This window comes from Hydrogenivirga caldilitoris, from assembly GCF_003664005.1.
GTDB lineage: Bacteria > Aquificota > Aquificia > Aquificales > Aquificaceae > Hydrogenivirga > Hydrogenivirga caldilitoris.
The window spans coordinates 337560-362696 of record NZ_RCCJ01000001.1 but is presented as its reverse complement, the minus strand read 5'-3'; the positions used below and the strand labels follow the sequence as shown (position 1 = coordinate 362696).

The following is a 25137-nucleotide window of genomic DNA, read 5'->3' as shown; positions in this document are numbered from 1 at the left end:
TCTATTAATATAATCTTCACAGGGCTGTATCTTTCAGGAAATCCAGAAGAACCCTGTTGAACCCTTCCGGGTTTTCAAAGGGAGGGAGATGGGCGGAGTTTTCAAGTTCAACATAAATGCTCCCCTCTATTCCCTCAGCTATCTTCCTTACTATCTCCGGAGGGGTTACCTTATCGTCGTCCTTCCCGGCAACCACGAGGGTAGGAACGTTTATCTCCTTAAGGAGGTTCGTGCTATCAGGTCTTTCCGCAAGAGCCCTGAGGGTCTTCACTATCCCCTCAACCGTTGCCTTCTCCATCATGCACCTGAGAGCGTTCATCTTCTGTGGGTCTTTTTTAGTAAGGGGTGAGGTCTGGTTCTCAAGCATCATATCTATCAGGAATTCTTTCCCCTCCTTTTTCACCCTCCCGATAAGGTTATACCTCGCCTTCTTTCCCTCCTCCGTCTCTCCCTCCGCACGGGTTGCAACGAAGACAAAGCCTTCCACCAGCTTCCTGTACCTCCTCCAGAGGTCAAACATTATGTATCCGCCCATGCTGTCGCCGACGGGCACGACCTTTTCCACTCCGAGGGAGTCCAGTCTGCTGACCACGAAGTCCGTGAGCCTCTCAACGCTTACCTCTCCCCTCGGGGGTGGTTCCTCTCCGAAGCCAGGGTAGTCAAGAGCTATGTAGGGGATTTTCTCCCTCTCAAGAGCGGAGAACTGATGGACGAACATATCCTTGTTCAGAGGAAAGGCGTGCAGGAACAGAACCGCCTTCGGGGCGTAGCTTTTCATCTCACACCTCCTTGGAAAGGAGCCTCTCTATTATTGGTATGTCTTCCCTGTAGGTGAGCTTCACGTTCCAGTAAGAGCCCATAACAACCCCCACTTTGTAGCCGTATCTCTCTAAGAGACTCGCATCGTCCGTGCCGTAGAAGCCTTCGTTCCTTGCCCTGAAGTGGCACTCCAAAAGAACCTTCCTTTTAAAGCCCTGAGGGGTCTGAGCAAGCCATATATGGGAGCGGTCTATGGTTCTCAAAACTGTCTCGTGGGAGACCTCCTTTAAGGTGTCCCTTGAGGGAACCGCCACTATCTTCCCGTCGTAATCCCCTAAGCTGGAGACTTCCCTGAACATCTCCTCGGTGGCTAAGGGTCTCGCCGCATCGTGAATCACTACGATTTCCGCCTCGGTTTCCAGTATCCCGTTCAGGACGGAGTCCTGCCGTTCTTTCCCGCCCTCCACCTTCTTTACACCCTCCGGAAGGGAGACCCTTTGGAGAACATCCTTTGGAAGGACGAGGATAACCTCATCAAAGAGCTTTAGAGCTTTCTCCACCGAATACATAAACAGGGGTTTGCCGTGAATCTCTATAAACTGCTTCCTCAGTCCGAGCCTCTTACCTTCTCCCGCCGCAAGTATAACGCAGGCTTTCATACCTCCTCTCTCATACGCTCAATTCTGGTCAATATAAGCCCTGAAAAGTCCTGATTATCCTGGGTAATTATTTTAAGACCTTTACCGGTTTCAAAAACGTAGCCGTAGAGCCTGAGTCCCTTTACGTCTGCCTCTAAAGATTCCCTTGTCGTCCTATCAAGAAACTTCTTAACACTCTCTCTATCCTCAGTATCAACAGTCTGCTCGGAAACCTCTATGTCCTCCTCCTCAAACTCCCCTCCATGAGGAACAAAAACCACGTAAACGTTAACTTCCTCACCTCCAGGGAAGTCTGCGTCCTCTATCATAAGCTTGAATAATTCTTCCACCTTCATCCTCATCTGATGCCTTACGCTCATTGACGAACCTCCTTAACCAAGTTAATATCTTACCCTACCGATCTTCCCGAGAAACTCCGCCTTGTTATCTTCTTATACACGAACTCAAAGATCAAAGAAAGGAGGAAGATCATCAAGGAGGTGAAGAAGGCTTTCTTCAGAGTCTTTTATTCCTCTTATGATGTCAGATCCAATATAACCGTCTTTATCTCGGTGTAGTCCTCAACGGCGAACTTGGGTCCTTCTCTTCCTATTCCGGAGTTCTTAAAGCCGCCGTAGGGTTGGTGGTCTACCCTGAAGGTGGGTCCCTCGTTTATCAGTACTCCTCCAACTTCCGCCTTCCTTATAAACTCCCAAGCAACCTTTATATCGTTGGTAAACACTCCCAATTGGAGACCGTATTCCGAATCGTTAACCATGTTTATAGCCTCTTCAAGCTCTCTGTAGGGGTCAACCACAACAACAGGAGCAAAGGCTTCCTCTCTGAAAAGTTTAGTCTCAGGGGGAACAAGGGATACAACTGTAGGTTCAAAGAGAGCAGTTTTTCCTGAAGGGGTTGTACCGCCCACTTCAACTCTTGCCCCTTTCTGCAGAGCCTCATCTATCCACTCCCTTATCCTGAGAACGTCTCCCTCGGATATGAGAGGTCCCACGTCCGTACTCTCGTCCATAGGGTCTCCGACCTTGAGGCTCTTGACCCTCTCCTTGAGCTTTTCCACGAACTCTTCAAATATATCTTCGTGGACGAAAACCCTCTGAACGGAAATGCATACCTGACCGGCTATGGCGTAACCTCCAAGAACCGCCTTCTCCACCGCCTTATCTATGTTCCCGTCCTTGTGAACTACAATAGCGGAGTTGGAGCCGAGCTCAAGAACCACTTTCTTTATCCCAACTTGACGGGTTATTATCTCCCCGACCTTTTTGCTACCGGTGAAGGAGACAACCCTAACATCGGGATGGGTTGTCATAGCCTTTCCTACGTCTCCGTATCCGGGGATTATGGATAGTGCTTTAGGGGGAAGACCAGCCTCTAAGAGCACCTCCCCAAGCATTAGGGGGGTTAAGGGAGTTCTCTCCGAGGGTTTGAGTATAACTGCGTTCCCACAGGCTAAGGCGGGGGCTACCTTGTGCATAGATAGGTTGAGGGGGAAGTTAAAGGGTGTTATGGCTGAGACTATACCCACGGGGACTCTTATATAAAAACCGACTTTACCTGCACCGTTCGGGTGGGCATCAATCGGGAAGGTCTCGCCGTTTATCCTCTTCGCCTCCTCAGCTGAGAATATCAGGGTCTGGATCGCCCTGGCTACTTCCGTCCTGGCTTCCCTTATCGTTTTCCCAACCTCTAAAACGAGGGTTTTTGCAAACTCCTCCGCTCTCTTTTTGAGAAGTTCTGCCGCCTTCATGAGTATCTCGTATCTCTGGTAGGCTGTTAGGGAGGAAACCTCATTAAAACCTTCCTTTGCGGCTTCTATAGCCCTGTTCACGTCCTCCTCAGTCCCCTGAGCTACCCTGCCAACCACCTCGCCTGTGTATGGATAGACGACCTCTATCTTCTGGGGGCTGTCCTTCCACTCACCACCGATGAGCATGGGTTTTTCAATCATCCTTAACCTCCAGTCTATTAAAGAAATATATCTTATAAGAGGAGTTTGGTGGCAGTTACATCCCCAGCCTTATCCTCACACCCATATAGACGGCTGCAAAGCCAAGAAGAAGGTTTATGAGTCCAAGCCAACGAGCCCAGAGAGCGTGCTTTTTTGAGTTTAAAGCCCTCTTGCCAGCCCAGAGGTCATGAACCAGGGATATAAAAACTATGAGAGCAAAGAGCCCCAGCTTCTCCATTATTGAACGTTTCGTAAGTCCCCCGTGTAATAGGTAAGCGTTAACCAGTCCTGTTGCCAGGAGTAGGGACAGGGTAATCATAGTTCCATACAGGCTGAAACGCTTGCCAACTTCCTGAAAAGCTTCATTCCTAAAGGGTTTATCCTTTATGTAAGGGGCTATAACCAGGGACAGGAAGATCATTCCACCAACCCAGAAGGTTGCAAGAATAACGTGAAGCCACAGGAAAAGCTCCTTAGTAAACATTTGTTAACATTTTACCTGATTCACCTCTGAATTACAAGTACAATTCCTAAAAACATAACACTCGTTGATATAAACACTTTAAGACCGGAAGGTTGGACTTTCCTTGAAAGTAATAACCCTATATATACTCCGAGAGGTATGGAGAGCAGACCAGCGTATATCAAGCCCTTATCAAAGTATTCAATCCCTCCTTGAATACCATAGGAGACCACACGGAAAAGTATGTTTGAGGTGAAGAACAGGGTTAGTGTTGTTTTAAACTCGTCAATATCTTCAAGGATTTGGTTAAGGTAAACAACGGGAGGAGGACCACCCATACCTATGAGACCGGCAAAGAAACCGCCAACAAATCCAGCCGTAAGGCTATTTAAAAGACTCTCTCTCATTGAGAACTTCTTGAGGAGTCTGCGCTGGACCAGGAGGTCGTAAATCCCGAGCAAGAAGATAAATACCCCTATAACTAGGCGTAAGGTATCTCTGTCAAGGTAAAGGAGAATCTCTGCTCCCAAGAATATACCCGGGACAGAGCCAAGCATAAGCGGAAAGAGTATATCAAAGCGGGGCTTCACCCTTCTGATGAGGATGCCTGACATGAGCAGGGTTCCGAAGAGGTTCACAACCGCAGAAGTCACTATCACGGTACGGGGGTCGTAAAGCAGGGAGAGTGTACCAACTATGAATATACCTGCCCCGAATCCCGTAAAAGCCTGAAAGAACCAGGCAAGGAAGAAAACCAGAAAGTCAGGAACGCTGGGTATCACAGGCTTCTGCCAAGACCGAACAATCTCTTAAGACTGGTAAGGAAGCCGCTGAAACGCTTTTTATACTCGCTCTTGAGCTTTTCCACCGTGTTACCTATGAAACCCGTTATTGAAGATAATCTCCTTTTGTCCTTTACCCTATCCTCCTGCATGAACTCCTTTAATACTTCATTCATTATCTGGAAGGTTTTTATGGTGCGGTACAGGACCTCCTCCGATTCAAGGTTTATTTGGTCTATCTCCTTCTTTATAACCCTTTCTATACCGTCAAGGGCATAGTCAAGACTTCTGTTGGCTACATCCGGTTCGGTTGGGAAGGCTGTTATTACCTCAAGGAGCTTTGCCCTGAGCCTGAGCCTGAAGTCCATAAGCTCTGTCTCAAAGGGCTCTTTTTTATCTATATCCTTAAAAAACTCTTCCACTATAACAACGACCCTGTCTTCCATACTCTGAACTTCATTCATGATAAAACCTCCTGATTTTACACTGCGTTAGTTAATTATAAAATTAGATAGATGAGAGATTACCTTGAGTTTTTTGCCCTTAGGGACGACCCCTTTAAAATAACACCCGACGCGAGTTACTTCTTCCTCTCGGAATCACATCAGGAAGCGCTATCCTCTTTAAGATACCTGGCAGAAAGTGAAGAGGGATTTGCCGTAGTTATAGGAGAGCCAGGGACCGGTAAAACCCTAACGGTAAGGAAGTTCATAGACGAACTGCCCCAGGAAAAGGTGAAGTTCGCCTACGTTCTATTTCCAAACCTATCTCCCGAAGAGCTCTTTGAAGCCATACTTGAGGACTTCGGCATAAAGAGTGAGGGGGAAACCAAGAACAGGCTCTTCGCCAAGATGCGGGATTTTCTCGTAAGGGAAAGGGAGGCAGGAAAGAAGGTAATAATAATAATTGACGAAGCTCAGAACCTTCCTACAGAAACCCTTGAGGAGCTGAGAATCCTATCAAACCTTGAGACGAGCGACCTCAAGCTCCTTCAGATAATACTCCTTGGACAGCCGGAGCTTGAAGAGAAGCTGAACTCCAAAGAGTTGAGACAGCTAAAGCAAAGGATAACGGTCTTTGTGAAGCTCAGGAACTTTACGGAAGATGAAACCAAATCCTACATAGACTACAGGATAGTCAAGGCGGGAAGGGGAAACGTGAGGATACACCCGAAAACTTACAGTCTGGTTTACAGGTATTCCCTTGGAATACCAAGACTGATAAACATACTCATGGAAAGGGCTCTTATGGCTGCCTTTGTGGACACTTCCCACGAGATAAAACCGGAACATGTGGAGAGAGCCGCCGAGAGTATAGGTATAAGAGTAAGTAAAAGAAACCCTTTAAAAACCTTACTGTACACTGGTATTGGTGGACTGGTAGTTGCAGGGCTCCTTCTGCTTGGAGCTCAGAAACTCATAGACTATATAAATCTCAAGAGCGCTCAGGAAACATCCTACCTCTCTGCAAAGGCAGTTGACAGGCAACCGGAGAAACAAAAGGTTCAGTTGGGTGATAGAGTAGTTGTAAACGTCCCAATGCTCAACATGAGGGAAAAGCCAGACCCAGAGTCTCCCGTCGTTTATGTCCTGAGGGAAGGGGACGAGCTCAGGGTGATAGAAAGGGGTGAGGAAAACTGGATAAAAGTCCTATACTCCTCAGGAGATATTGATATTGAAGGCTGGGTGAACGGGAAGTATGTGAGGTAAGGTTAGGGTGTAACTGAAAAGCTGAATGTGTAAGGTGTATTAGTATTATCGTAAAGTGTCAGTGTAAAGTTATAGTTTTGCCCTGCCGTTAAAGGATTTTTAAATCTTATCTCCAAAGCCAGCCTTTCATTTGAGTTCATAGTTATTTGATCTGGGGGCTTTCCATCAGCAGAAAAAGATTTATTTGTTATAGGCAACGGGCAACCGTTCCCACTACAAGATGGGTCATCTTTAGCTTTGTAAACGGTCTCATCTTGCACAGTCCAGGTATAGGAATAAATAGGAGATTCTATACTGTAGGAGAATTTATCTAAATCGGGGCAAGAAGGAGAGCAGGATAGAGAAAAAGCTGTAAATGTATATCCTGGACACCCTGCACCACATAACAAACTCACATAAAGGTTCTTGCTATCATTATGAAAGTCCCCTGCTGGGTATGTTTGTCCAGATGTGCCATTATTCCCCGTAGTAGGGGGATTATTTGTTGTGTCTAATACAATGCTTGACGTACTACTTCCTGTAATGGTTACTGTATATACTCCAGTTATGCTCTGAGGCGTTGGGGAGCAGCTATCCTGCCACTGGGCTGAAAAAGTGCAGGTTCCGGGAGCGTTCGGAGTTCCAGATATGGTGGCTCCGGAAGAAGAGCATGAAAAGCTAAGGTTATTACAATTCGTAGGTGAGGTGGGAGTGCAGGTAATCGGTGGCTGTCCTCCTGACAGGGTTATGGTCTGGCTGAAAGGGTTTCCAACGGAAGCAGGAAAATCAGTTCCACTTGGAGGGGATAGACTCATGGAGGGACATACACCACCGCTACCTGAAGTGCAGTCGGGGTCTCTCACTGTTATGGAGTAGCCCTTAGTGTATGTATTTGAACAGGAGGATGCCGTCACAGAAAAGTTTGAAACACCTTCCGAGCAATCCGAATCCGTAGGGGGTGTACCTGAAAGAACGCCCGTGCTTGTGTTTAACGTCAACCAGGAGGGCAAGCTGTTCCCTGAAAAGGTGTAACTACCATCTCCTCCAATCGCATCTATATCCGCCGAATAGGGTGAGCCTTCGTAAGCGTCTGGAAGGGTGTTAGTTATTATCTCAACAGGTCTTGCCTGCACGGGGATGGTAAAGTTCTGAGATACAGATTGCCCAGCACTGTCGGTAACCGTTGCTGTGAAACTTATGGAGGTTGAGCAACTGGGCACCTCCCCCGTACTCGTAGCCGTATTTGTATTTACCGTTCCGCTTATCGTCCCATCGGAGCTTAAAGTAAGACCGTTCCCTATAGTTCCACTCCAGGTGTAGGGAGGTCTCCCTCCATTAGCTGTCAGTGTGTAGGTATAAGCGTTATCTTCAATCGCAGCAGGCAAGGTGGTTGGGCTTGCTATAGTTAAGGATTCACACCCTTGGGCTCTCTGAAGCTCGTTCAATGAAACCCACTTAACGATATCATCGTAGGGTTCCACCCTGTCAGGGTCATCATCACCAGGCTGTTGAAAATCATCAACCTGAACGCCGTACTCGTAAACTTTTATTTCCGTAGCAGAGTTAACCCCTTGAGTTCCAGCCGTTTGGTTGTTGTAGTTTCCATCACCACTTATAACAACAAAGGCGACATTGTTTATAGTTTGAATGGGTGTGGTGCAGGCTGTATCAGAACAAACTTTCACAGTTATGTTAGTTGATGTGAGACCACAGAAACCATATATAGGAGCAGGAGTGCTCGCCAGGTTACTGTCATAGACGTAAGCTATGTCCTTTCCATAGGCATCTTTCGTAGACCTAACAGCGGAGTTCAGTTCTGAGCTGTTGGGCAGTCTCCTTGAAGAGGTAGCATACCCAATTATGCCTTCCACAGCTGCATTCACTATCTCTTTGCTCTCGTTGTATTTAACCCGCTTTATCAGAACGCCTATTATCCCCGCTCCTATACCCAGAAGTATTCCAAGAACTATAAGGACTATTGCGAGCTCTATAAGGGTAAGCCCCTTATCCTTCTTCATCTTACAAGCCCATAATACTCAATATATTTCAACCTTTCCTTCACTATACTTCTTAAATTCGGATCAAGCTGCTCTGTATTAAGATTCACATATATATTGTAAGCTTCCTTGTACTTCCTGAAAGTTTCCAGAAGGCGAGCATAGTTATAGGCAAAGTAAGGGTTTCTTGGGTTTTTTTCGTAAGCTTTACCCATCTCTTCCAAGGCGTTGCCCATGTCTCCCAATCCCTCGTATGCATAGCTTCTCACAAAGTGTATGTAACCACCCTTATCAAGGTATAGGAACTTTTCAGAGCTTTTCAGGACCTTTTTTAAATGCCCACCCTGTGCGAGCTCCATGAGATAGGAGTAGGCAAACCTCTCCTTGGGGTACCTCATGAGCAATTCTTCAGCCTTCTCATACTCACCAAGCCTTGCGTAAACCACGAGTAAGTTATTTACAAGGCCATCCGTAACCCTCATACCCAACGCTTTTTCGTATAAATCCGCACTTCTGCGAAGGTCCCCTTCCTTGAAGTACCTATCGGCTGCGTAAAGTAACGTATTGAAATCCACCTCTGTAGAGCGCTTGAGAGGAGGTGTTTTCTCTTTCTGGTTTATATCCTCCGTCAATTTCTCAACCTGCACCTTCTCCTCCAGATTTGAGCGCACGGGCTCCCGGACTATCTCCTCCTTCCTGTCATGCTCTTGCTCCTGCTTTATAGGCTGACCCTGCGGCAGTTGAGGACTTTCTGGAACAGGTGGTTTGGATACTTCTGAAACCTGCATAGCTGTTCTTTTAACTTCAGGTATTGGGGGAACCGGCTCTCCTATAAAGAGCTGGGTTATAAAATAGGCTGCAACGAAACTTATAAGCGTTATAGGAACCAACAAAAAGAGAGCCTTCCTATTTAAGGGATTCCTTTCCCTTTTACTTTTTGTTAAAAGGGGATAAACGGATGTCTTTCTCTCTCCTCCCTTGAACTTCTTGAGAACATCTATAATGAGGCTCATATCAGAATTCTACGCTATCAATTATCCTTGGTCTCAGAAATATTATCAGCTCTCTCTTCTCTTTCACTATGCTCCTGCTCTTGAATAGGTATCCCACTATAGGTATGTCCCCCAGTCCCGGTACCTTTCTTTCCTGAAAGCTTTTCACGTCTCCTATCAAACCGCCTATTACCACGAGCTCACCGTCTCTAACTTTCACTATCGTGCCCGTCTCCTTAACATTAAGTATCGGAGCTTCCGCAAGAACTTGCCCGTTGTTCTCTAGGGTCTTAGTACCCTCAAGGCGTGTTGACACAGGGATTATATTCATAACTATCTCTCCGTTCTCATCTATATAGGGAGTAACGCCTAAGAGGACTCCTTCAAGAACGTTAGTTCTTATGATATTTTCCTGAAGCTGGGTTGTTGTTGTGCCTGTAAATGTAATAGCCTGCCTTTCAAAGAAGGGGGTAACTACGCCTGTAGCTATAAGGGCTGTCTGTGCGTTGGAAACCATTATCCTTGGGTTTGAAAGGGTGTAAACCTTTCCATACGTGGCGAGCGCGTTGAGCAGGGTTGTAAAGTCAGAAGAGACAACGTTCAAACTGAAGTAGCCTCCCGTAGGTATAGCTAAGGTCTGAGAAAGGCTGAGGTTTGCACCTGTTCCAAAGACGTCTCTGAAGAAGGCACCCCAGTCTATCCCGTACTGGAAGGTGTCGGATAGGGCTATCTCCACAATCTTAGCTTCTATAAGAACCTGCCTTCCTATTTTCCTGACGAACTGTTTTATAAACCTTTCAATCTCTTCAACGTTTCTGCGGTTATCTGTAACTATGAGCGTTCCGGTGAACCTGTTGAGAACGTATTTACCCCTCTCAGAGAGCATAGTTTTTATATTCTCTTCAAGCTGTTTGTAAAGGTCGTTGGCTCCCTCCGGATTTTTATAGTCAAGGACAAAGTTCCCTCTGAGACCCGTTCCACCTACACCTGCTGTGGTTGTTGTGGTTGTACCCACAGTCCCAGCGGTCAGAGCTCCTCCGAGAACATCCCCTCCAAGAGAGCTGGTAAAGCTCGTCGTAGTATGAATGTAAGGAATCTTAAAGGTTTTTGTCATAAGCTCTTTCACGTAGAGGACGTTCCCCCTCACCTCATAGTAAAGACCCGTCATGTCCATAATTATGTTCAGAGCTTCCCTCATCGGAACCCTGTCAAAGGTTGCTGTCACTGTTTTCTTGGTGTCAACCTCTGGAGAAAGTATGAGGTTGAGACCCGCACCGTCAGCTATCGCGTAGAGAACCTTTGTGATAGGGGCTGACAGCGCAGACATGGTGAAGGTCTTTCCCTCAAAAGGGTCTATCTCCTGGTAGGTTGAAGGAATTACAGGCGGGGGTGCCTTTGGAGGGGGCAACGGTATCATCGCCTCTCTTTTAATTTCTCTCTCCTTCTGGTCTATCTCCTTCGCCACCGCTTCGGTCTTGGGTTCCACTTTCTGAGCGCAGGATAACATAAGAACCGACAAAAGTGCCAGAGTTATTCCGAGACTCTTAACCATCTCTTACCCCACTTTCCCGAGAGAAGAACACCCTCTCTCGTGATTTTTACAACCCTTTCCTCCATAGAAAGCATATCGCCTTCCTTTACTAACGTATCGTTGATTATCGCATACTTCTTTTTCTCCCCAACGTAAGTAAAGCTAAGGGTATACTGGGGAGGTTGTTCAGCCTGCGCCTCCACCGTCTGAGGTATCTTTTCCTCTTTAATCCTCTTAACCTTTATGTAAGACAGCAAATTAGCAACCTCCGGGTCAAAGTCAACCTTCATAAGTTGAAAATCGGGAAGTTGGGCAAAATCTTTATCGGTTCTGGGAGTTATACTCGCTTCCATAAATAGAGCAAGTATGCCGGCAAGGTAGTACCCTGCTATCGCACTGAGTGGCACGGGCAGAAAAAGCATGAGTTTATACTTGGTCAACTTCATATTAACTCCCAAAAAATGGTTGCATGAGGACAGCCTCTATCTCAACATACGGTTCCGGCTGGGTGTGAACAAGGACACCCTTGAGGTCTACAAGGGGAGAACTACCCCCCGAAAGACTCCTTAACCTATCGGCTATCTCCTCACCGCTTACAGGTCTGAAACTGAGCTTAACGTCAACTACCCACACACTTCCCTCCTTTCTTATGTCCCTGGTAACCTTCATATCGTACGACCCCTTTAAGCTATCAAGGAAGTTGAAGAGCCTGTCAAGGGCTTCCCTCTCTGAGAGGGGTTTTATCCCTTCCTCTCTTATCCTCCTTTTAAACTCTTCAATATTAGCCTTCCTTATACTTAGCTCTGCTTTCAGCTTCATAAGCTCCCTCTCTCTGCTTTCAAGGCGAGCCTTCGTATCGCCTAACTTCATATATAAGAACAGGAGAAGGGAAAGAAGAAGGAGGAGCATTATGTAAAGAACGTACCTCAGCCTCATAGTTTCTTCTCCACCCTCAGTTTCATGGAAAGTCGGCTCTCTTTAAGGTCCTTGACCTCCGACTCCACCCTGTAACTGTATCCTTTAGCCTTCAGCGCCTCAAGCTCCTTAATGAGCTCTTCCCTGTAAAGGGTCATGTCAATCAGTTTAGGGAAGCGCTTTTCAAACTCCATATATAGGGTTAAGGTATCCTTCTGCCTGCCCAAGGCGTAAGTTTTTGCATCTACCAGTCTGAGCAATCCTTCCATATCCTTTAGAAGAGTCAGGGGATTTCCCGCTCTTACTTTGTCAAGGGTGTTAAGGTAGTTTAGATAGTAATTGAAGGTATCTCTCTCTAAGATGGGGTCCTTCAATATTCCGCTGGTCTGGGTTTTCAGGAGGTGTGTTACATCGCTGATGCTCTTAGAAGTCAGGGAAATCTCATAAAGCCTCATTCCAAAGAGCGGCAAGAATGACACAAACAGCAGTGTCAGAAAGAGCACGGCTCCACCCACCAGCCTCTTAAACCATCTCCTCTCCTTTATCTCTTCAGGTGAGAAATCGTAACTCCCATTAAGATGGAGCGTGCCGAAACAGGGGAGGAACTCGTTGAAGGTCTTTCCGTCTATCCCACTGAACGTGCCTGTAGGAAGCGGAGTCGCTATACCAGAGCCAACAACCTCCGCAAGGGTGCGCGTAAGCTCTTCGGATTCCACAAGGTTTCCACTCAACAGGAGAAGGTCAACAGGTATGCCACTCCTCTGGGCAACGAACATGTAGGTCATGTTCACATTCTCATGGACAAAATCCTCAAAACCTAACTCCCTTGCGTAGGGAGGGATACTCACCGACCTCGTATAGAGAACATCATCTCCTGAGCTTACGGTCATGGTGAGTGTTTCCCCATCGGAGAAAACATGGAAAATAGAGAGCTCAGGAGAAATTAGCTTTGATACGCCAGAAAGGGAAAACTGACATACGGTGAAGAATTGAGATTCCTTTAACGTTTCTTCGGAGAGCAAACCCCCCTCAATAACAACAGTTTTTGGTATGGCAAAAACCTTGAGGACTTTCTTCTGGGGTGTGCTTTCAACTTCCCTGTAAACCAGGAAGAGGTCATCAGATATGCCTCCACGTTCAAGGAGCTGTTTCTTTATAAGAACAAGCTTTGTATCTTCATCCCCGACGGGGGGTATCTCTACAGTTTCGGATACAAGCTCCGGGTAAAGAACGGAGAGGAACATCTCCTTATCTGCGTGTTCCTCCAAAAGGGACGGACCTTTATCAACAAGCTCAACCTTGAACTTACCAGCTTTCCCTTTGAGAACCGCAACCCTCTGGTAAGTCCCCGAAATCAAAAAGCTCGCTACCTTCCCCATCCTTAACAAAGGATTATAATCTCCTTGAAATAAATAACGGACTATCCGATAATATCCAGTACGAAGCTGAAATAGGAGGTATGGACATGAGAAGGGAAAGGGGTTTCACCCTTATAGAGCTTGCCATAGTTCTCGTCATAATCGGGATAATCATCGGAATGGTCCTAAAGGGTCAGGACCTTATACAGAACGCGAGAATGAAGAAGCTAGTGAATGAGGTAAGAAAGTGGGAAGTTGCGCTGTGGACATGCTTTGACAGGAAAGGTAAGTTTCCTGGAGATAGTAATAATGACGGAATAATAGATAGTGACCCCAAAGGTGGTAGTGATTCCTGCTGGACCAATCTCGCACAAGCTCCTACAAGCAACACCGTTCAGCTCGGCTCTTATACGTTCTACATATATCCTGGTAGTGACACGAGCAACAGGAACGTTATTGCGGTTTGTGGAGATAGCAATTGCGGTACTGTAACTGGTGATGAAACGTACGCAGACTATCTCAGAAACCTTGACATAGCCTTTGATGGAGAGGTCAGTGCTACAGCGGGTGTTGTTAGAGCTCTAAGTGGGGGGACTGCAAATAGCGGCAGCGGCATTATAACCAGTGCTACCGCTGCAACTTCAGGAGATTGGACCTCAACTACTAAAGGTGCCCTCTACTACTTTGACCGCAAACCTTAATGTATGGGGCTGTTCCTTCTCCTGCCCCTTTCCTTTATATACATACTCTTTGTCCACCTGTTCCTTCCCAACCTCGGAGGAACTATCCTCCATCCCCGTGAGTACTTCATCTGGATACTTATACTCGTTATCTTATGGCTTGCCCTTTTAAGTGTTTTAAAATCCGGAAGGCTAACGCTCCCGGACGGTAGGATTCCGTTCCTTCTTTTTATACTTCTCTCCATATCCTCAATACTGTTTAATCCTCTCCTTAACAAGGAACTCTTCCTGATACAGTCCGTCCACACCTTTGCCATATTCTTCATATGGATAGCTCTCCATCAATTCGGATTGAATAAATCCCTAAAGGACAGAATACTTTTCCTAATTTTCTTATCTGCCGGAATCGAATCGGTAATAGGTCTCTTCCAGATTTCTGAGTTCTTCAGATTCCTGCCTATAACACCTGTGTTTCAGGAGGGTATAGTGTGGGGAGTCTTCCAGCAGAAAAACCTCTTTGGAACCTTTGTAGCTCTTGGTTTGCTTGTTTCTCTGTATCTTATAACATTACCGTCCTTGGGAAGATTTCTCCGAGGTTCGCTCTTTGTGATAGGGTTTTCCCTCTCCATGAACCTTGTCTTTGCCAACTCAAGAGCGGCTTGGCTGGGTTTCATTTTCGGGGCTTTTTTGATGCTTCTTGCGAGGTACAGAATTTATAGAGTGTTCCTAAACAGGCTGGCTCTTTGGGCTTTGGTGGTTTTAACAGGAGCGGTTTTAGGGATAGTTCTTTACGGGGGTTCGAAAGACTATGAGAAGGCTTTACTTCAGAGAGAGTCTTCTAACGCCCAGAGAGTGCTTATGTTGAAGACCTCCTGGGAGATGTTCAAAGAAAAACCTCTTTTCGGTCACGGGTTTGGAAACTTTGAAAGTCTATACATGTATTATCAGGCGAAGGTAATAGAGAAGGAAAAGGAATACTCCAAGTATGTGGGCGGGTTTGTCAGCCACCCTCACAACGAGATAGCCTTTATAGCTGTCCAGAGCGGAGTCATGGGACTGCTGGGCTTCTCTTTAGTTTTCATCTCTTTTTTCAGAAAAATTTTGAGCTTAGGCATTCAGAAAGGTGGACTCTATGCGTCTCTCCTCATGCCCTTTTTAGTTCACGCTCTTGTTGAGTATCCCATGGAACTTTCCGTTGTTCATTACTTTACCTTTATCGTCCTGCTCTCTTTTATAAGCTCCCACGGTTGCACCGTGAAGGAATTGAAGATTGGCTCTAAGACCAGGGTATCTGCGGTTGCTGTGGCAACGGTTCTTCTTTTAATTGGTATATTCTGGTTCTCCAAGACCTTTGTGGACTATATGAGAATGACCCTCTTTACCGTAGAAGCCGAAAAGGGTAAATTCCGTCCTGAGCTAATAGAAGGGGCAAGAAAGAATACCTATTTAAAGAACTGGGCTAACGCTATTTACTGGATAGAGAAGGTAAAAGTTGCTTTGAAAGAGAAGGGCACCCACGCGGTAGAGAGTTTTATTCTCTGGGCAGAGAAAGAGAAAATCAGAAGACCCTTAAAGGAAGTGTTCTATCTTGAAGCGCTGGCGCTTTCTTTCCTTGGGGAAAGGAATAAAAATCTTACTCTTATGGACGAATCTATGAAGGTAGTAGAGGAGGGATTGAGATTGTATCCAAATTACATTGAGCTAAAGGAAGTTAAGAGTACGATTGTGGCAAAGGCGGTAAAGGTAATGGTAGATTATTACAGAGGTAAGAGAAATGAGTAGATCAAAAGGCTTTACCCTTATAGAGCTTGCCATAGTTCTGATAATCATAGGGATACTCCTGGGTTTCATACTCAAGGGGCAGGAGCTTATAAGGAACGCGCAAATTAAGGGTGTTCACAGGACTTACCTTGAGCTTGTCGCTGTTTTCTACTCATACTACGACAGGTACGGAAAGCTACCAGGGGACGACGATAAGGTTTCCCAGAGGTGGGGAGTGGATACGCTCTTCAACGGAGACGGGGACGGTAAGATAGAGACCGCGAACTTAGGAATCTTAGATTTCAAGTGTACGGACGCCACGAATACGGAAGAGTGCAAGGTGTGGCAGCATCTCAGGCTTGGCGAGTTCATAGCCGGAATAGGCAGGGAGAACCCAACCCATACCTTTGGAGGTCCCATTGCCGTTGGTTACATAACCTTTCAGGGGCTTACCTACCACTGGATAGGTTTTCAGGGGATTCCAACGGACATAGCCCGGGATGTTGACCTAAAGTATGACGATGGGCTCTTCAATTCGGGATGGATAAGGTCGGAAAATGACTACACTTCCACTGAGGGCACTACTACCCTGTACTTCAAGTTTAAGTGATGGGAAAAATATACGATTTTTATACATTCAGGAGGCTTGCATATGAGTTTTGACTTTCTTGTGTCCATATCCAGCTTAGTTACCTTTATTATGGGTATCTTTATAGTCGGGTTTATAGCTTTATATCCTCAGAGGAAACATATTCTAAGATAGGTAGCCAATGGCGCGTAAAAGGCTTGGAGAGCTTTTAGAGGAGCTGGGATATCTGACGGGTGACCAGCTTGAAGTTGCCCTTGATGTTCAGAAATTAAACGGAAAGAGTCTTGGAAACATCCTGATTGACCTGTCCTTCGTTTCACCCTCCGAGCTCGCCCAGGCAATAGCCTATCAGGCTGGGAAGGAGTTTATAGACCTCTCCTTATACTCTCCCTCCTTAGAAGCTCTGAAGCTAATAGACAGGCTGACCGCAAAGCAACTGGAGGTTCTTCCCCTTTCAGTGGAGGAAAGGAAGTTAAAACTTGCAGTATCAGACCCCTTCAACGTTAACATCGTTGACCTTGTTAGGAGAAGGACCGGTCTTGATGTTGAGATATACGTTTCTGACAAGGAAAGCATACTCAGAAGTATTGAAATTTACTACGAGCAGCTTGAAAAACCTCTTGAGGAGCAGATAGAGGATATCATTAAGAAAGCCTCAGCGGGCGAAGCAGATATACCTAAACTCGTTGACCTGATACTCAATGAGGGAATTATTGAGAGGGCAACGGACGTTCACATATCTCCCGAAACCTCAGCATCCCACGTTTTTTACAGGATAGACGGTGTCCTCCACCATTACTTCTCCCTTCCGAGAGACATACACCCCTCCATAGTTTCAAGGGTGAAAATCATGAGCGGCATGGACATATCCGAGCAACGTCTGCCTCAGGACGGAGGTTTCTCCTACACCTTTTTAGGTGAGAGCTACGATGTAAGGTCATCAACCCTCCCAACAGCCTACGGGGAAAACGTGGTCATGAGGCTCCTCCCCAAGAATCTCTCCCTCTTCAACCTAAGGAATCTTGGCTTTGAGGAGGATATACTCCAGGAGTTTGAGGAGGTCATATCAAAACCCTACGGTATGATACTGGTTACCGGTCCCACAGGTTCGGGTAAAACAACCACACTCTATGCTTCTCTCAGGAGGATAAATTCTCTGAGAAAGAATATACTCACCGTTGAAGACCCGATAGAGTACAGGTTCCCATTCATAAAACAGACTCAGGTGAACGAGAAGGCGGGTTACACCTTCGCAAGGGCTGTCAGGCACTTTCTCAGGCAGGACCCGGACGTGATACTGATAGGTGAGATAAGGGATGAAGAGACAGCTGAGATGGCAGTCAGGGCTGCTATAACAGGACATCTTGTTCTGTCAACCCTCCACACAAACGACGCCGTAAGCACCATACCCAGGCTCATAGACCTGAAGGTCAAGGAGTACATGGTAGCCTCCGGAGTGCTCGCCATATCTGCCCAGAGGCTTATAAGAAAGATATGTATGTTCTGTAAAGAAGAATACAGGACCACAAGGGAAGAGCTGAAGAGGTTCGGTTTTTCGGAAGAATCCCTTGATAAATACTTAGAAGGTGATGAGGTCACCCTCCACAGAGGGAGAGGCTGTGAACACTGCAGGGGAACCGGATACTTAGGGAGGCTTTCTGTGGTTGAGCTTCTCAAGATTGACGAGGAGATAGGAGACATGATAGTTAGAGGATACCCGCCCCTTGCCATACTTCAGAGGGCTAAGGAGAAGGGTATGAGAACTTTAAAGGAGGACGGGCTGCTTAAGGTCTTGAAGGGTATAACTACTCCCGAAGAGGTAAAGAGGGTGGTAGGCTGATGCCGTACTACTCCGTAAGGGCTGTTGACAACTCTGGAAGGATCGTAACCCGTACCATAGAAGCCGACAATGAAGTTCAGCTACTATCATTCCTTGATTTTCTGAGACTCACTCCTGTAAAGGTCTCCCCCAGACCCGAATTGCTGGGTAAAGTCCAGAAGGCTCTTCACTTCCGTCAGGTGAAGAGGAAAGACCTTGTAGACCTCTTTGAGAACCTACACCTCCTTGCCCAGTCAGGGGTTCCCTTGGGAGCCGGTCTCTGGGACCTGGCGGAGGATATGGACAACCCGGCTATAAAAGCCATGCTTCAGGACGTCGCTTACAGAATACAGTCAGGTCTCTCCATCTCCGATGCCATGGCTCGTTATGAAAACGTCCTTGGTCCGATAGCCGTGAATCTTATAAGGATAGGGGAGGAAACGGGTAGCCTGGACAGGGTCTTCAAGGACATATCTGAACACTACGCGAGGATTGAAGATTTTGTCAGCAAGGTGAAACAGGCTCTCATATACCCTGCCTTTGCCCTTGTGACCATAACGATAGCCCTTGTGTTCTGGCTGGTTTACGTGCTTCCCAAGCTGGCAGAATTATTCAAGGGTTTAAACGTTGAGCTGCCAGGTATAACCGTTGCCGTGCTCACCGTATCCGAATTCGTTAAGAGCTACATAGTCTTTATAGTTGTCCTTATAGCTATCCTATCCTTCTTATTCCTGTTCTTTAGAAGGAAGAACGAAAGATTCAGATACGTTACGGACAAACTTCTCTTATACTTTCCCATAGTAAACATGATTCTTTACAACTTCAACTACGCTTTCTTTTCTGAATACATGAGGCTCATGGTCTCTGCAGGGGTATCCCTGTATGATACACTGCTTGTCCTTCAGGAATCCTTCAACAACAGGGTGTTCAAGAAGGCTATGTCCTTTATGAAGGAAAAGATATCGGGCGGTAGCTCTATAAGTGACAGCATGAGGGAGACAAAGCTCTTCCCTTCCTTGATGATAAGGATGATAGCTGTCGGTGAAGAGGCGGGTGGGTTAGACGAGCAGTTAAATTACCTGGCGAGATATTATTACAACAAGCTTGATTACATAACACAAAACATAGCCAAAATTATAGAGCCGGTAATAATAATCACCGTTGGTCTCTTCATGGCGATAATAATGATAAGCTTGCTTCTACCGATATACGACCTCATATCCCAGATAGGTAGACAGTTCTAAACCTTCAACCAGCCTCTCTTTGCCAGAAAGTCCAGAAACACCTTAGCGTAATAAACGTTTGAAAGGAAACTGGCGATTGTACCTATGGCAAGGGTAGTGGCAAACCCCTTCACAGGTCCGCTTCCAAACTGGAATAGTATAAGAGAAGCCACAAGTAGGGTTATGTGGGTATCCCAGACAGCACTGAGGGTCCTCCTGTACCCAAGCTCTATAGCTTTTCTAAGGGTGTTCCCAAGTCTAAGCTCCTCCTTCACCCTTTCAAAAATCAGGACGTTAGAGTCAACGGCTATACCCATGTTAAGGATTATCCCTGCTATTCCGGGAAGGGTTAAAGTAGCACCCAGACCTGCAAGACCTGCCCAGAGGAGAAGCCCGTTCATGAGAATTGAAACGGTTGCCGAAACCCCTGCACTCTTATAGCGGGCTATGACTATCACAAGGAGGAGTATAAAACCAAGGATGCCCGCCTTTATCCCCTGCTCTATAGCATCCTTACCCAGGGACGGACCCACAACCTTCTCCTGAAGTATGTTGAGGCTGGTAGGTAGCGCCCCCGTCCTTAGGATAAGGGATAGGTCTCTGACTTCATCAGGGGTGAAGTTTCCCGTTATCTGCCCCCTGTCGGATATACGGCTTCTTATAACAGGAGCCGAGACCACCCTGTCCTCAAGCACGATAGCAAGCCTCTTGCCTATATTCTGGGAGGTGAACTCTCCGAATTTACTTGCAGCTTCGCTTTTGAGCTCAAAACCTACCGCAGGTGCCCCAAACTCGTCCTTAGTTATATATGCCGTTTTTAAGTCCGAACCTGATACTACAGGGACTTTATCAACCAGAAACCACTCTTTTCCATCCCTTGAAGGGAGTATCTCCGTGTTTTTGGTTAGTTTCTTCTCCAGCTCCTCTCTTAAAGGGGAGCTATCCACAACCAGCTTCAGCTCCAGAGAGGCGGTGCTACCAATTATCCTTTTAGCCCTCTCAATATCCAGGAAACCAGGAAGCTCAACAACTATTCTCTCCTTACCGAGTCTTGTAACCACAGGCTGGGCTACACCGAGTTTGTCTATCCTGTTGCGCAGAACTTCTATGGTTTGGTCAACTATATCCTTCTTTAACTGTTCAAGGTAAACACCGGTGAACTTTACCGAGAGTATCCCCTCTCCCATCTGTTCCACTGTGATTTCCTTCAAGGTTTCTCTGAGGGTATTAGCAATTGAAGGGAGTTCCCTCTCCTCCAGATACTCAACTTCTATACTGTCTTTGTGGGCTGTTACATCAAGAATCCTGAAATTTTTCTCCCTGAGGGTTTTATCAATGAATCGGGCTGTCCTCTCGTACTCGTGCTCAACAGCCCTGGAGTAATCAGGCTCAAGGACCATGGAGATACCACCTTTCAGGTCAAGACCAAGGTTTACGGGTTTATAAACAGCCACAGAGATAGACAGAAGGAGTAGCACAAGGAAACCGATAAGGTTGTAAGTCGTGTTTCTCATTCCCGCTAAATATTATAAGAGCTAAGAGTTGCTGGAAAGCATTTCCTTAACAATGAGCCCATGCTTAACTCCCCAGTCTCCAACCCTGAGTTTGTCCTTCCCAAAAACCTCAAGGACCTTTATAAACATGGCTATTCCTGGAAGTATAACTTCCGCCCTCTTATCCTCTATCTGTTTATATCTAACGCTCCTCTCTTTGTAGGGTATAGAGGCAAGGGTGTTGAACCACCTCTTCAGGGCTTCAAGGGTAAGCTCAGTACCGTGAATCTTTTTGGGGTCGTAGGGGTATATATCTTTCTCCAGAGCAGCCACCGTTGTTATGGTTCCACCGAGCCCAACAACCTCGTTAACCTCCCTTCTAAGGGGTGTTATTTCCCTTTCAAGGAAAGCCATAAGGCGGTTTATCTCCTCTTCAGTTGGTGGGTCATGTTTGAGGAAATCCTCAGTCAGACTGACTATCCCGATAGGGAGGGAGATTATGTCCTTTAGTTCCCTACCCTTCCCAAATATGAACTCCGTTGAACCTCCCCCCTGGTCAACGACCAGAAATTCCCCCTCTGGTTTTAGAGAGTAGGCAGTTGCAAGGAAGGAGAGCTCCCCTTCCTCCTGAGGTGATATAACCCTTATATCAATACCTGTTCTATCCCTCACCAATTTTATGAAGTCTTCTGAATTTTTAGCCCGCCTTAAAGCTTCTGTCGCGACAGCCACAACCTTATCAACACCAAGCTCTTTTATCTCTTTACTGTATTCCTCAAGGACGCGTATGGTTTCTTCAATCCTATCCCTCTGCAGTCTGCCGGTGTCCTTAACTCCGCTACCGAGGGAGGTGATGTAACCCTTCTCGCGGATTAAGTTTATCTGACCGTTTACAAGCTCCGCAACCGTTAAACGGACCGAGTAAGAACCTATATCTATGGTAGCTATACGCATGGGAATAGTTTATCCTTTCGGGCGCTTAATAAAGGGGTAGTTCCTGAGAACCCCTCTAAGAGACCTGTTCCTCACTCTCAGAAGCACCCCGTTACCCTCTCTCCTCTCATCAAGTTCCACGAAACACAGGGCTATACCCTTATCCAGGGTAGGGGAGAAGGTTCCGCTTGAGACCACACCTACGACTTTTCCGTCCTTCAGTATCTCATAGCCTTCTCTCGGAACCCCCCTTTCCAGGAGTTCAAGACCGAAGAGTTTCCTTCTTAAATCCCTTTTAAGCATAGCTTCCTTTCCCACGAAGTTCTTGGAAAGGTCCACAAACCGGTCCAGATTAGCTTCAAGGGGTGTTATGTCTTCTGAAATCTCGTGTCCGTAAAGGGGAAAGCCCGCCTCTATCCTAAGAACGTCCCTCGCACCCAGACCACAGGGTTTCGCTTTCTGAACGAGTTCCCTGAATAATTTAAGCCCCTCCTCCACAGGTGCGTATATCTCAAAGCCGTCCTCTCCTGTGTAACCTGTCCTTGAAATTATCGTGTCTCCAAAGGTTTTAAAGTGGTAATACCTAAGATTGGAGACCTCGTAAAACTCGCTGAGAAGCTTCTGGCTCTGCCTTCCCTGAAGGGCTATCTGAACCGTTTGCTGAGATAGGTCTTCAACAGGTAAGTATCTTCCGAGCCATTCCTTGACCTTATCCCTGTTGCCGGCGTTCACGCATATAAAGAACTTATCCTGGGAAAGCATGTAAAGGGTTATGTCGTCCTTAACACCTCCCCTCTCATTGGTCAGCAGGTTATACTGAACCTTCCCCGGTTTAAGTTTTTCCAAGTTGTTCGTAGTCAGCTGCTGGAGAACGTTAAACGCGTCCCCGGAGGATATCAAGAGTCTACCCATATGGGATATATCAAAAACCCCTGCCTCTTCACGTACAGCTCTAACCTCCTCTACTATACCTGAATACTGAAGTGGCATCTCCCAACCGTTAAAGTCTGTGAAGCGAGCTCCCAGCTCTTTATGGATTTCATAGAAGGGTGTTCTCATGAGGAGTATTTTAAAATCTTCCTTCATGAAAAGGTCTGATATTCCAAAGGTAATAGAAATACTTAAAGACAACTATGAAAGATGGGAAGCTCCGGTGGTTACCTTAGTGGCACAGCACACCCATGACCCCTTCAAGGTTCTCATATGTGCCCTTCTATCAACACGGACCAGAGATGAGACAACGGCGAAGGTATGTAAAAAGCTCTTTGAACGTGTAAAGAAACCGGAGGACATACTCAGCATCCCAATCGGAGAGATTGAGGAGCTCATATACCCGGTAGGTTTTTATAGGAATAAGGCAAAGCAGCTCAAAAAACTTGCAAAAACTCTGATAGAGGAGTTCGGTGGAAACGTTCCCGACAGGCTTGAGGACCTGCTAAGGCTCCCCGGAGTTGGAAGAAAGGTGGCAAACCTGGTGCTGGCAGATGGCTACGGCATACCCGCGGTCTGCGTAGATACGCATGTTCACAGAATAACGAACCGCTGGTGTCTGATAAAAACCAAAACACCGGAAGAAACGGAGAAGGAGCTTATGAAGGTTTTACCCAAGAAATACTGGATAGTAATAAACAGGCTACTCGTAGCCTTTGGTCAGAGGATATGCACACCCCTCAAACCCAGGTGTGATATATGCCCAATAGAAAGGTTCTGCGGAAAGTGCCTTTAACTGTGTCCTCCTCCTATCTCAAAGTCTTCCGGTCTTATATTTTCTAACCACTCTCTCAACCTCTGCTTCTCGTCCTCCTCTTCGGGTTCAGGAACACGAGATTTTTCTAACACTTCCTCCGCAACGAATATAGGAGCTCCAAACCTGAGGGCAACATTTATCGCATCACTCGGTCTTGAATCTATTATTAGAGTGTTGTTCCCATGGACTATATGTATCTCAGCGTAGTAGGTGCTATCCTTCAAATCATTTATTACAATTCTTTCAACGTTCCCTCCCATCTCAGTTATCACCGTCCTCAGCAGGTCGTAGGTCATAGGTCTGGGAGGTTCAACGTCCTGAAGCTTCATCGCTATACCGTTTGCTTCAAAGGCTCCTATCCATATGGGCAGTATAACTTCCTCGTTATCCTTTGCCTTTAGGACAACTATGGGCATCTGGGACACAGGGTCTAAAGTCACTCCGTGAACCACCATCTCTATCATCTCACCACCTCCATAAACTCACACTCAAGGTTAAAAGGGGAGGCGTTTGCCACCTTCACCCTGACAACCTTTCCTAAAAGCTCCCTTCCTCCTCGGAAGGTTGACCACTTATTCGTAGTAGTCCTGCCTATAAGCAAGCCTTCCTGTTTTTCCTCCTCAACGAGGACTTCCTGAACGGTTCCCTCGTATCTTTTTGCAAGCCTTGACATTATAGCCTTCTGGAGTTCAAGTAACCTGCCCATCCTTTCCGTCTTGACCTCGTCGGGAATCTGCCCACCCATATCGGCTGCGGGTGTTCCAGGTCTTGGAGAGTACTTGAAGGAGAATATCTGCTCAAACTCAACCTCTCTAACCACATCAAGGGTGTGCTCAAAATCCTCATCGGTTTCGGAGGGAAAACCCACGATTATATCTGTAGACAAGGCTATGTCAGGTACAGCCTCCTTCAGTCTGTTTATTCTTTCAAGATAAAATTCCTTCGTGTACTTCCTGTCCATAAGCTCAAGTATCCTGTTAGAACCAGCTTGAAAAGGCAGATGAAGAGCGTTGCAGACCTGAGGTATATCGGCAATGGCTTCTATGATGTCGTCAGTCAAATCTCTCGGGTGTCCTGTGGTAAATCGGATCCTCTCAACACCCTCTATCTTTGAGACCTGGTAAAGAAGCTCGGAGAAGGGAAGTGGATTTTCAAAGTCTTTTCCCCAAGCAGTTACGTTCTGCCCCAGCAGATGCATCTCCCTGACACCTTCATCAACAAGTTTCTTAACCTCATCAAGTATGCTCTCAAGGGACCTGGAGCGCTCCCTTCCACGTGTTCTTGGTACGACGCAATAGGTACAGTTTTTATCACATCCCTTTATCACGGTTACGTAAGCACAGTAGGGGTTATCTCTCTCAGTGGGGAATTCCCAAAGAGCATCCTCGTCCTCCGGAGGTGCGTCAAGTATAGCAATAGCCTTGTAACCAGCTTGCGCCTGGTTTATAAGTTCAGGCAACTGGTGCATATTGAAGGAGGAAAACATCAGGTCTATAGCGGGAGCCTTTTGGACGAGCTCCCATCCAGCCCTCTGGGCAAGACATCCTGAGACCGCTATCAGGGCATTGGGATTCTTCTCCTTAACCTTCCTGTATTCCCCTATATGGGAGAGAACCTTTTGGTCAGGCTTCTCCCTTATGGTACAGGTGTTTAAAAGTATAAGATCCGCTTCCTCCCAGTTATCGGTGGGCTCGTACCCAAGTGTACGGAGTATCCCCCTTATCCTCTCGGAGTCGTTGAAGTTCATCTGGCACCCGAAGGTCTTTATAAAGTATTTCTTACCCATAGTATATAATTTTG

At 46.5% G+C, this 25137-nt stretch carries 25 protein-coding genes; 7 read left to right on the top strand and 18 right to left on the bottom strand.

All coding sequences use genetic code 11. The annotated features are described in order from the left end of the window. Positions 1-16: 16 nt before the first annotated feature. The 7 genes from BCF55_RS02000 to BCF55_RS01970 all read right to left on the bottom strand — a co-directional run bounded on the left by BCF55_RS02000 (position 17) and on the right by BCF55_RS01970 (position 5075). On the bottom strand, positions 17-778 hold the full coding sequence (locus BCF55_RS02000; protein WP_121009287.1) for an alpha/beta fold hydrolase: 762 nt from the start codon (positions 776-778) through the stop codon (positions 17-19). A gap of 1 nt (position 779) precedes the next feature. After that, on the bottom strand, positions 780-1418 hold the full coding sequence (ispD, locus tag BCF55_RS01995) for a 2-C-methyl-D-erythritol 4-phosphate cytidylyltransferase (protein WP_121009285.1): 639 nt from the start codon (positions 1416-1418) through the stop codon (positions 780-782). Continuing rightward, positions 1415-1777 (bottom strand): hypothetical protein, encoded by a 363-nt coding sequence (locus BCF55_RS01990; protein ID WP_121009283.1) that lies wholly within the window; start codon positions 1775-1777, stop codon positions 1415-1417. Before BCF55_RS01990 ends, ispD begins: the two co-directional genes overlap by 4 nt. A gap of 155 nt (positions 1778-1932) precedes the next feature. Next, positions 1933-3366 carry an aldehyde dehydrogenase family protein gene (locus BCF55_RS01985; RefSeq protein ID WP_121009281.1) on the bottom strand — a complete coding sequence of 478 codons (1434 nt, stop codon included), beginning with the start codon at positions 3364-3366 and terminating at the stop codon, positions 1933-1935. A gap of 55 nt (positions 3367-3421) precedes the next feature. Next, complete coding sequence (locus BCF55_RS01980; RefSeq protein ID WP_121009279.1) at positions 3422-3850, bottom strand: DUF4149 domain-containing protein; 429 nt, start codon at positions 3848-3850, stop codon at positions 3422-3424. Between the two features lie 20 nt (positions 3851-3870). Then, on the bottom strand, positions 3871-4611 hold the full coding sequence (locus BCF55_RS01975; RefSeq protein WP_121009277.1) for a sulfite exporter TauE/SafE family protein: 741 nt from the start codon (positions 4609-4611) through the stop codon (positions 3871-3873). After that, positions 4608-5075, bottom strand: a complete 468-nt coding sequence (locus BCF55_RS01970) for a hypothetical protein (RefSeq protein WP_121009275.1) — start codon at positions 5073-5075, stop codon at positions 4608-4610. The genes BCF55_RS01975 and BCF55_RS01970 overlap by 4 nt, the downstream gene beginning before the upstream one ends. Before the next feature lie 51 nt (positions 5076-5126). Here BCF55_RS01970 and BCF55_RS01965 point away from each other — a divergent pair, with 51 nt between their 5' ends. Then, complete coding sequence (locus tag BCF55_RS01965; protein WP_121009273.1) at positions 5127-6320, top strand: AAA family ATPase; 1194 nt, start codon at positions 5127-5129, stop codon at positions 6318-6320. A 2-nt stretch (positions 6321-6322) separates the two neighbouring features. Here BCF55_RS01965 and BCF55_RS01960 read toward each other — a convergent pair whose 3' ends face one another. From BCF55_RS01960 to BCF55_RS01935, 6 genes are read right to left on the bottom strand one after another with little or no spacing between them, the layout of a single operon-like run. After that, on the bottom strand, positions 6323-8317 hold the full coding sequence (locus tag BCF55_RS01960) for a putative Ig domain-containing protein (protein ID WP_121013119.1): 1995 nt from the start codon (positions 8315-8317) through the stop codon (positions 6323-6325). Then, positions 8314-9309, bottom strand: coding sequence for a tetratricopeptide repeat protein (locus BCF55_RS01955; protein ID WP_121009271.1), 996 nt, complete (start codon positions 9307-9309; stop codon positions 8314-8316). Before BCF55_RS01955 ends, BCF55_RS01960 begins: the two co-directional genes overlap by 4 nt. A gap of 1 nt (position 9310) precedes the next feature. Further along, the gene (locus tag BCF55_RS01950) at positions 9311-10840 is read right to left on the bottom strand and encodes a secretin and TonB N-terminal domain-containing protein (RefSeq protein WP_121009269.1); all 1530 of its coding nucleotides are present in this window, start codon (positions 10838-10840) and stop codon (positions 9311-9313) included. Beyond that, complete coding sequence (locus BCF55_RS01945; protein ID WP_121009267.1) at positions 10819-11265, bottom strand: hypothetical protein; 447 nt, start codon at positions 11263-11265, stop codon at positions 10819-10821. Before BCF55_RS01945 ends, BCF55_RS01950 begins: the two co-directional genes overlap by 22 nt. A 1-nt stretch (position 11266) precedes the next feature. Further along, positions 11267-11755, bottom strand: coding sequence for a hypothetical protein (locus tag BCF55_RS01940; RefSeq protein ID WP_121009265.1), 489 nt, complete (start codon positions 11753-11755; stop codon positions 11267-11269). Next, complete coding sequence (locus BCF55_RS01935; protein ID WP_121009263.1) at positions 11752-13113, bottom strand: hypothetical protein; 1362 nt, start codon at positions 13111-13113, stop codon at positions 11752-11754. The genes BCF55_RS01940 and BCF55_RS01935 overlap by 4 nt, the downstream gene beginning before the upstream one ends. Before the next feature lie 86 nt (positions 13114-13199). Here BCF55_RS01935 and BCF55_RS01930 point away from each other — a divergent pair, with 86 nt between their 5' ends. The 5 genes from BCF55_RS01930 to BCF55_RS01910 all read left to right on the top strand — a co-directional run bounded on the left by BCF55_RS01930 (position 13200) and on the right by BCF55_RS01910 (position 19185). Beyond that, positions 13200-13793, top strand: coding sequence for a prepilin-type N-terminal cleavage/methylation domain-containing protein (locus BCF55_RS01930; RefSeq protein ID WP_121009261.1), 594 nt, complete (start codon positions 13200-13202; stop codon positions 13791-13793). Positions 13794-13796: 3 nt separating this feature from the next. Then, positions 13797-15554, top strand: a complete 1758-nt coding sequence (locus BCF55_RS01925; RefSeq protein WP_121009259.1) for an O-antigen ligase family protein — start codon at positions 13797-13799, stop codon at positions 15552-15554. Then, positions 15547-16143, top strand: coding sequence for a prepilin-type N-terminal cleavage/methylation domain-containing protein (locus BCF55_RS01920; RefSeq protein WP_121009257.1), 597 nt, complete (start codon positions 15547-15549; stop codon positions 16141-16143). The genes BCF55_RS01925 and BCF55_RS01920 overlap by 8 nt, the downstream gene beginning before the upstream one ends. Before the next feature lie 160 nt (positions 16144-16303). Beyond that, positions 16304-17962, top strand: coding sequence for a GspE/PulE family protein (locus BCF55_RS01915; protein WP_121009255.1), 1659 nt, complete (start codon positions 16304-16306; stop codon positions 17960-17962). Further along, positions 17962-19185: a type II secretion system F family protein gene (locus BCF55_RS01910; protein ID WP_121009253.1), complete on the top strand. Its 1224-nt coding sequence runs from the start codon at positions 17962-17964 to the stop codon at positions 19183-19185. The genes BCF55_RS01915 and BCF55_RS01910 overlap by 1 nt, the downstream gene beginning before the upstream one ends. On the opposite strand, the gene secD is transcribed toward BCF55_RS01910, so the two are convergent. The 3 genes from secD to gcvT are packed head-to-tail and all read right to left on the bottom strand — an operon-like array spanning position 19182 to position 22676. Beyond that, positions 19182-20678, bottom strand: coding sequence for a protein translocase subunit SecD (gene secD, locus BCF55_RS01905; protein WP_121009251.1), 1497 nt, complete (start codon positions 20676-20678; stop codon positions 19182-19184). The genes BCF55_RS01910 and secD overlap by 4 nt on opposite strands. 21 nt (positions 20679-20699) lie before the next feature. Continuing rightward, positions 20700-21611 (bottom strand): Ppx/GppA phosphatase family protein, encoded by a 912-nt coding sequence (locus BCF55_RS01900; RefSeq protein WP_121009249.1) that lies wholly within the window; start codon positions 21609-21611, stop codon positions 20700-20702. Positions 21612-21620: 9 nt separating this feature from the next. After that, on the bottom strand, positions 21621-22676 hold the full coding sequence (gene gcvT, locus BCF55_RS01895) for a glycine cleavage system aminomethyltransferase GcvT (protein ID WP_211322879.1): 1056 nt from the start codon (positions 22674-22676) through the stop codon (positions 21621-21623). Here gcvT and BCF55_RS01890 point away from each other — a divergent pair. Then, positions 22675-23316, top strand: a complete 642-nt coding sequence (locus tag BCF55_RS01890; protein ID WP_121009247.1) for an endonuclease III domain-containing protein — start codon at positions 22675-22677, stop codon at positions 23314-23316. The genes gcvT and BCF55_RS01890 overlap by 2 nt on opposite strands. Here the strand turns inward: BCF55_RS01890 and BCF55_RS01885 are convergent. Beyond that, positions 23313-23801 (bottom strand): bifunctional nuclease family protein, encoded by a 489-nt coding sequence (locus tag BCF55_RS01885; protein ID WP_121009245.1) that lies wholly within the window; start codon positions 23799-23801, stop codon positions 23313-23315. The two genes, BCF55_RS01890 and BCF55_RS01885, sit on opposite strands and share 4 nt — an antisense overlap. Next, positions 23798-25123: a tRNA (N6-isopentenyl adenosine(37)-C2)-methylthiotransferase MiaB gene (miaB, locus tag BCF55_RS01880; RefSeq protein ID WP_121009243.1), complete on the bottom strand. Its 1326-nt coding sequence runs from the start codon at positions 25121-25123 to the stop codon at positions 23798-23800. The genes BCF55_RS01885 and miaB overlap by 4 nt, the downstream gene beginning before the upstream one ends. Between the last annotated feature and the right edge of the window lie 14 nt (positions 25124-25137).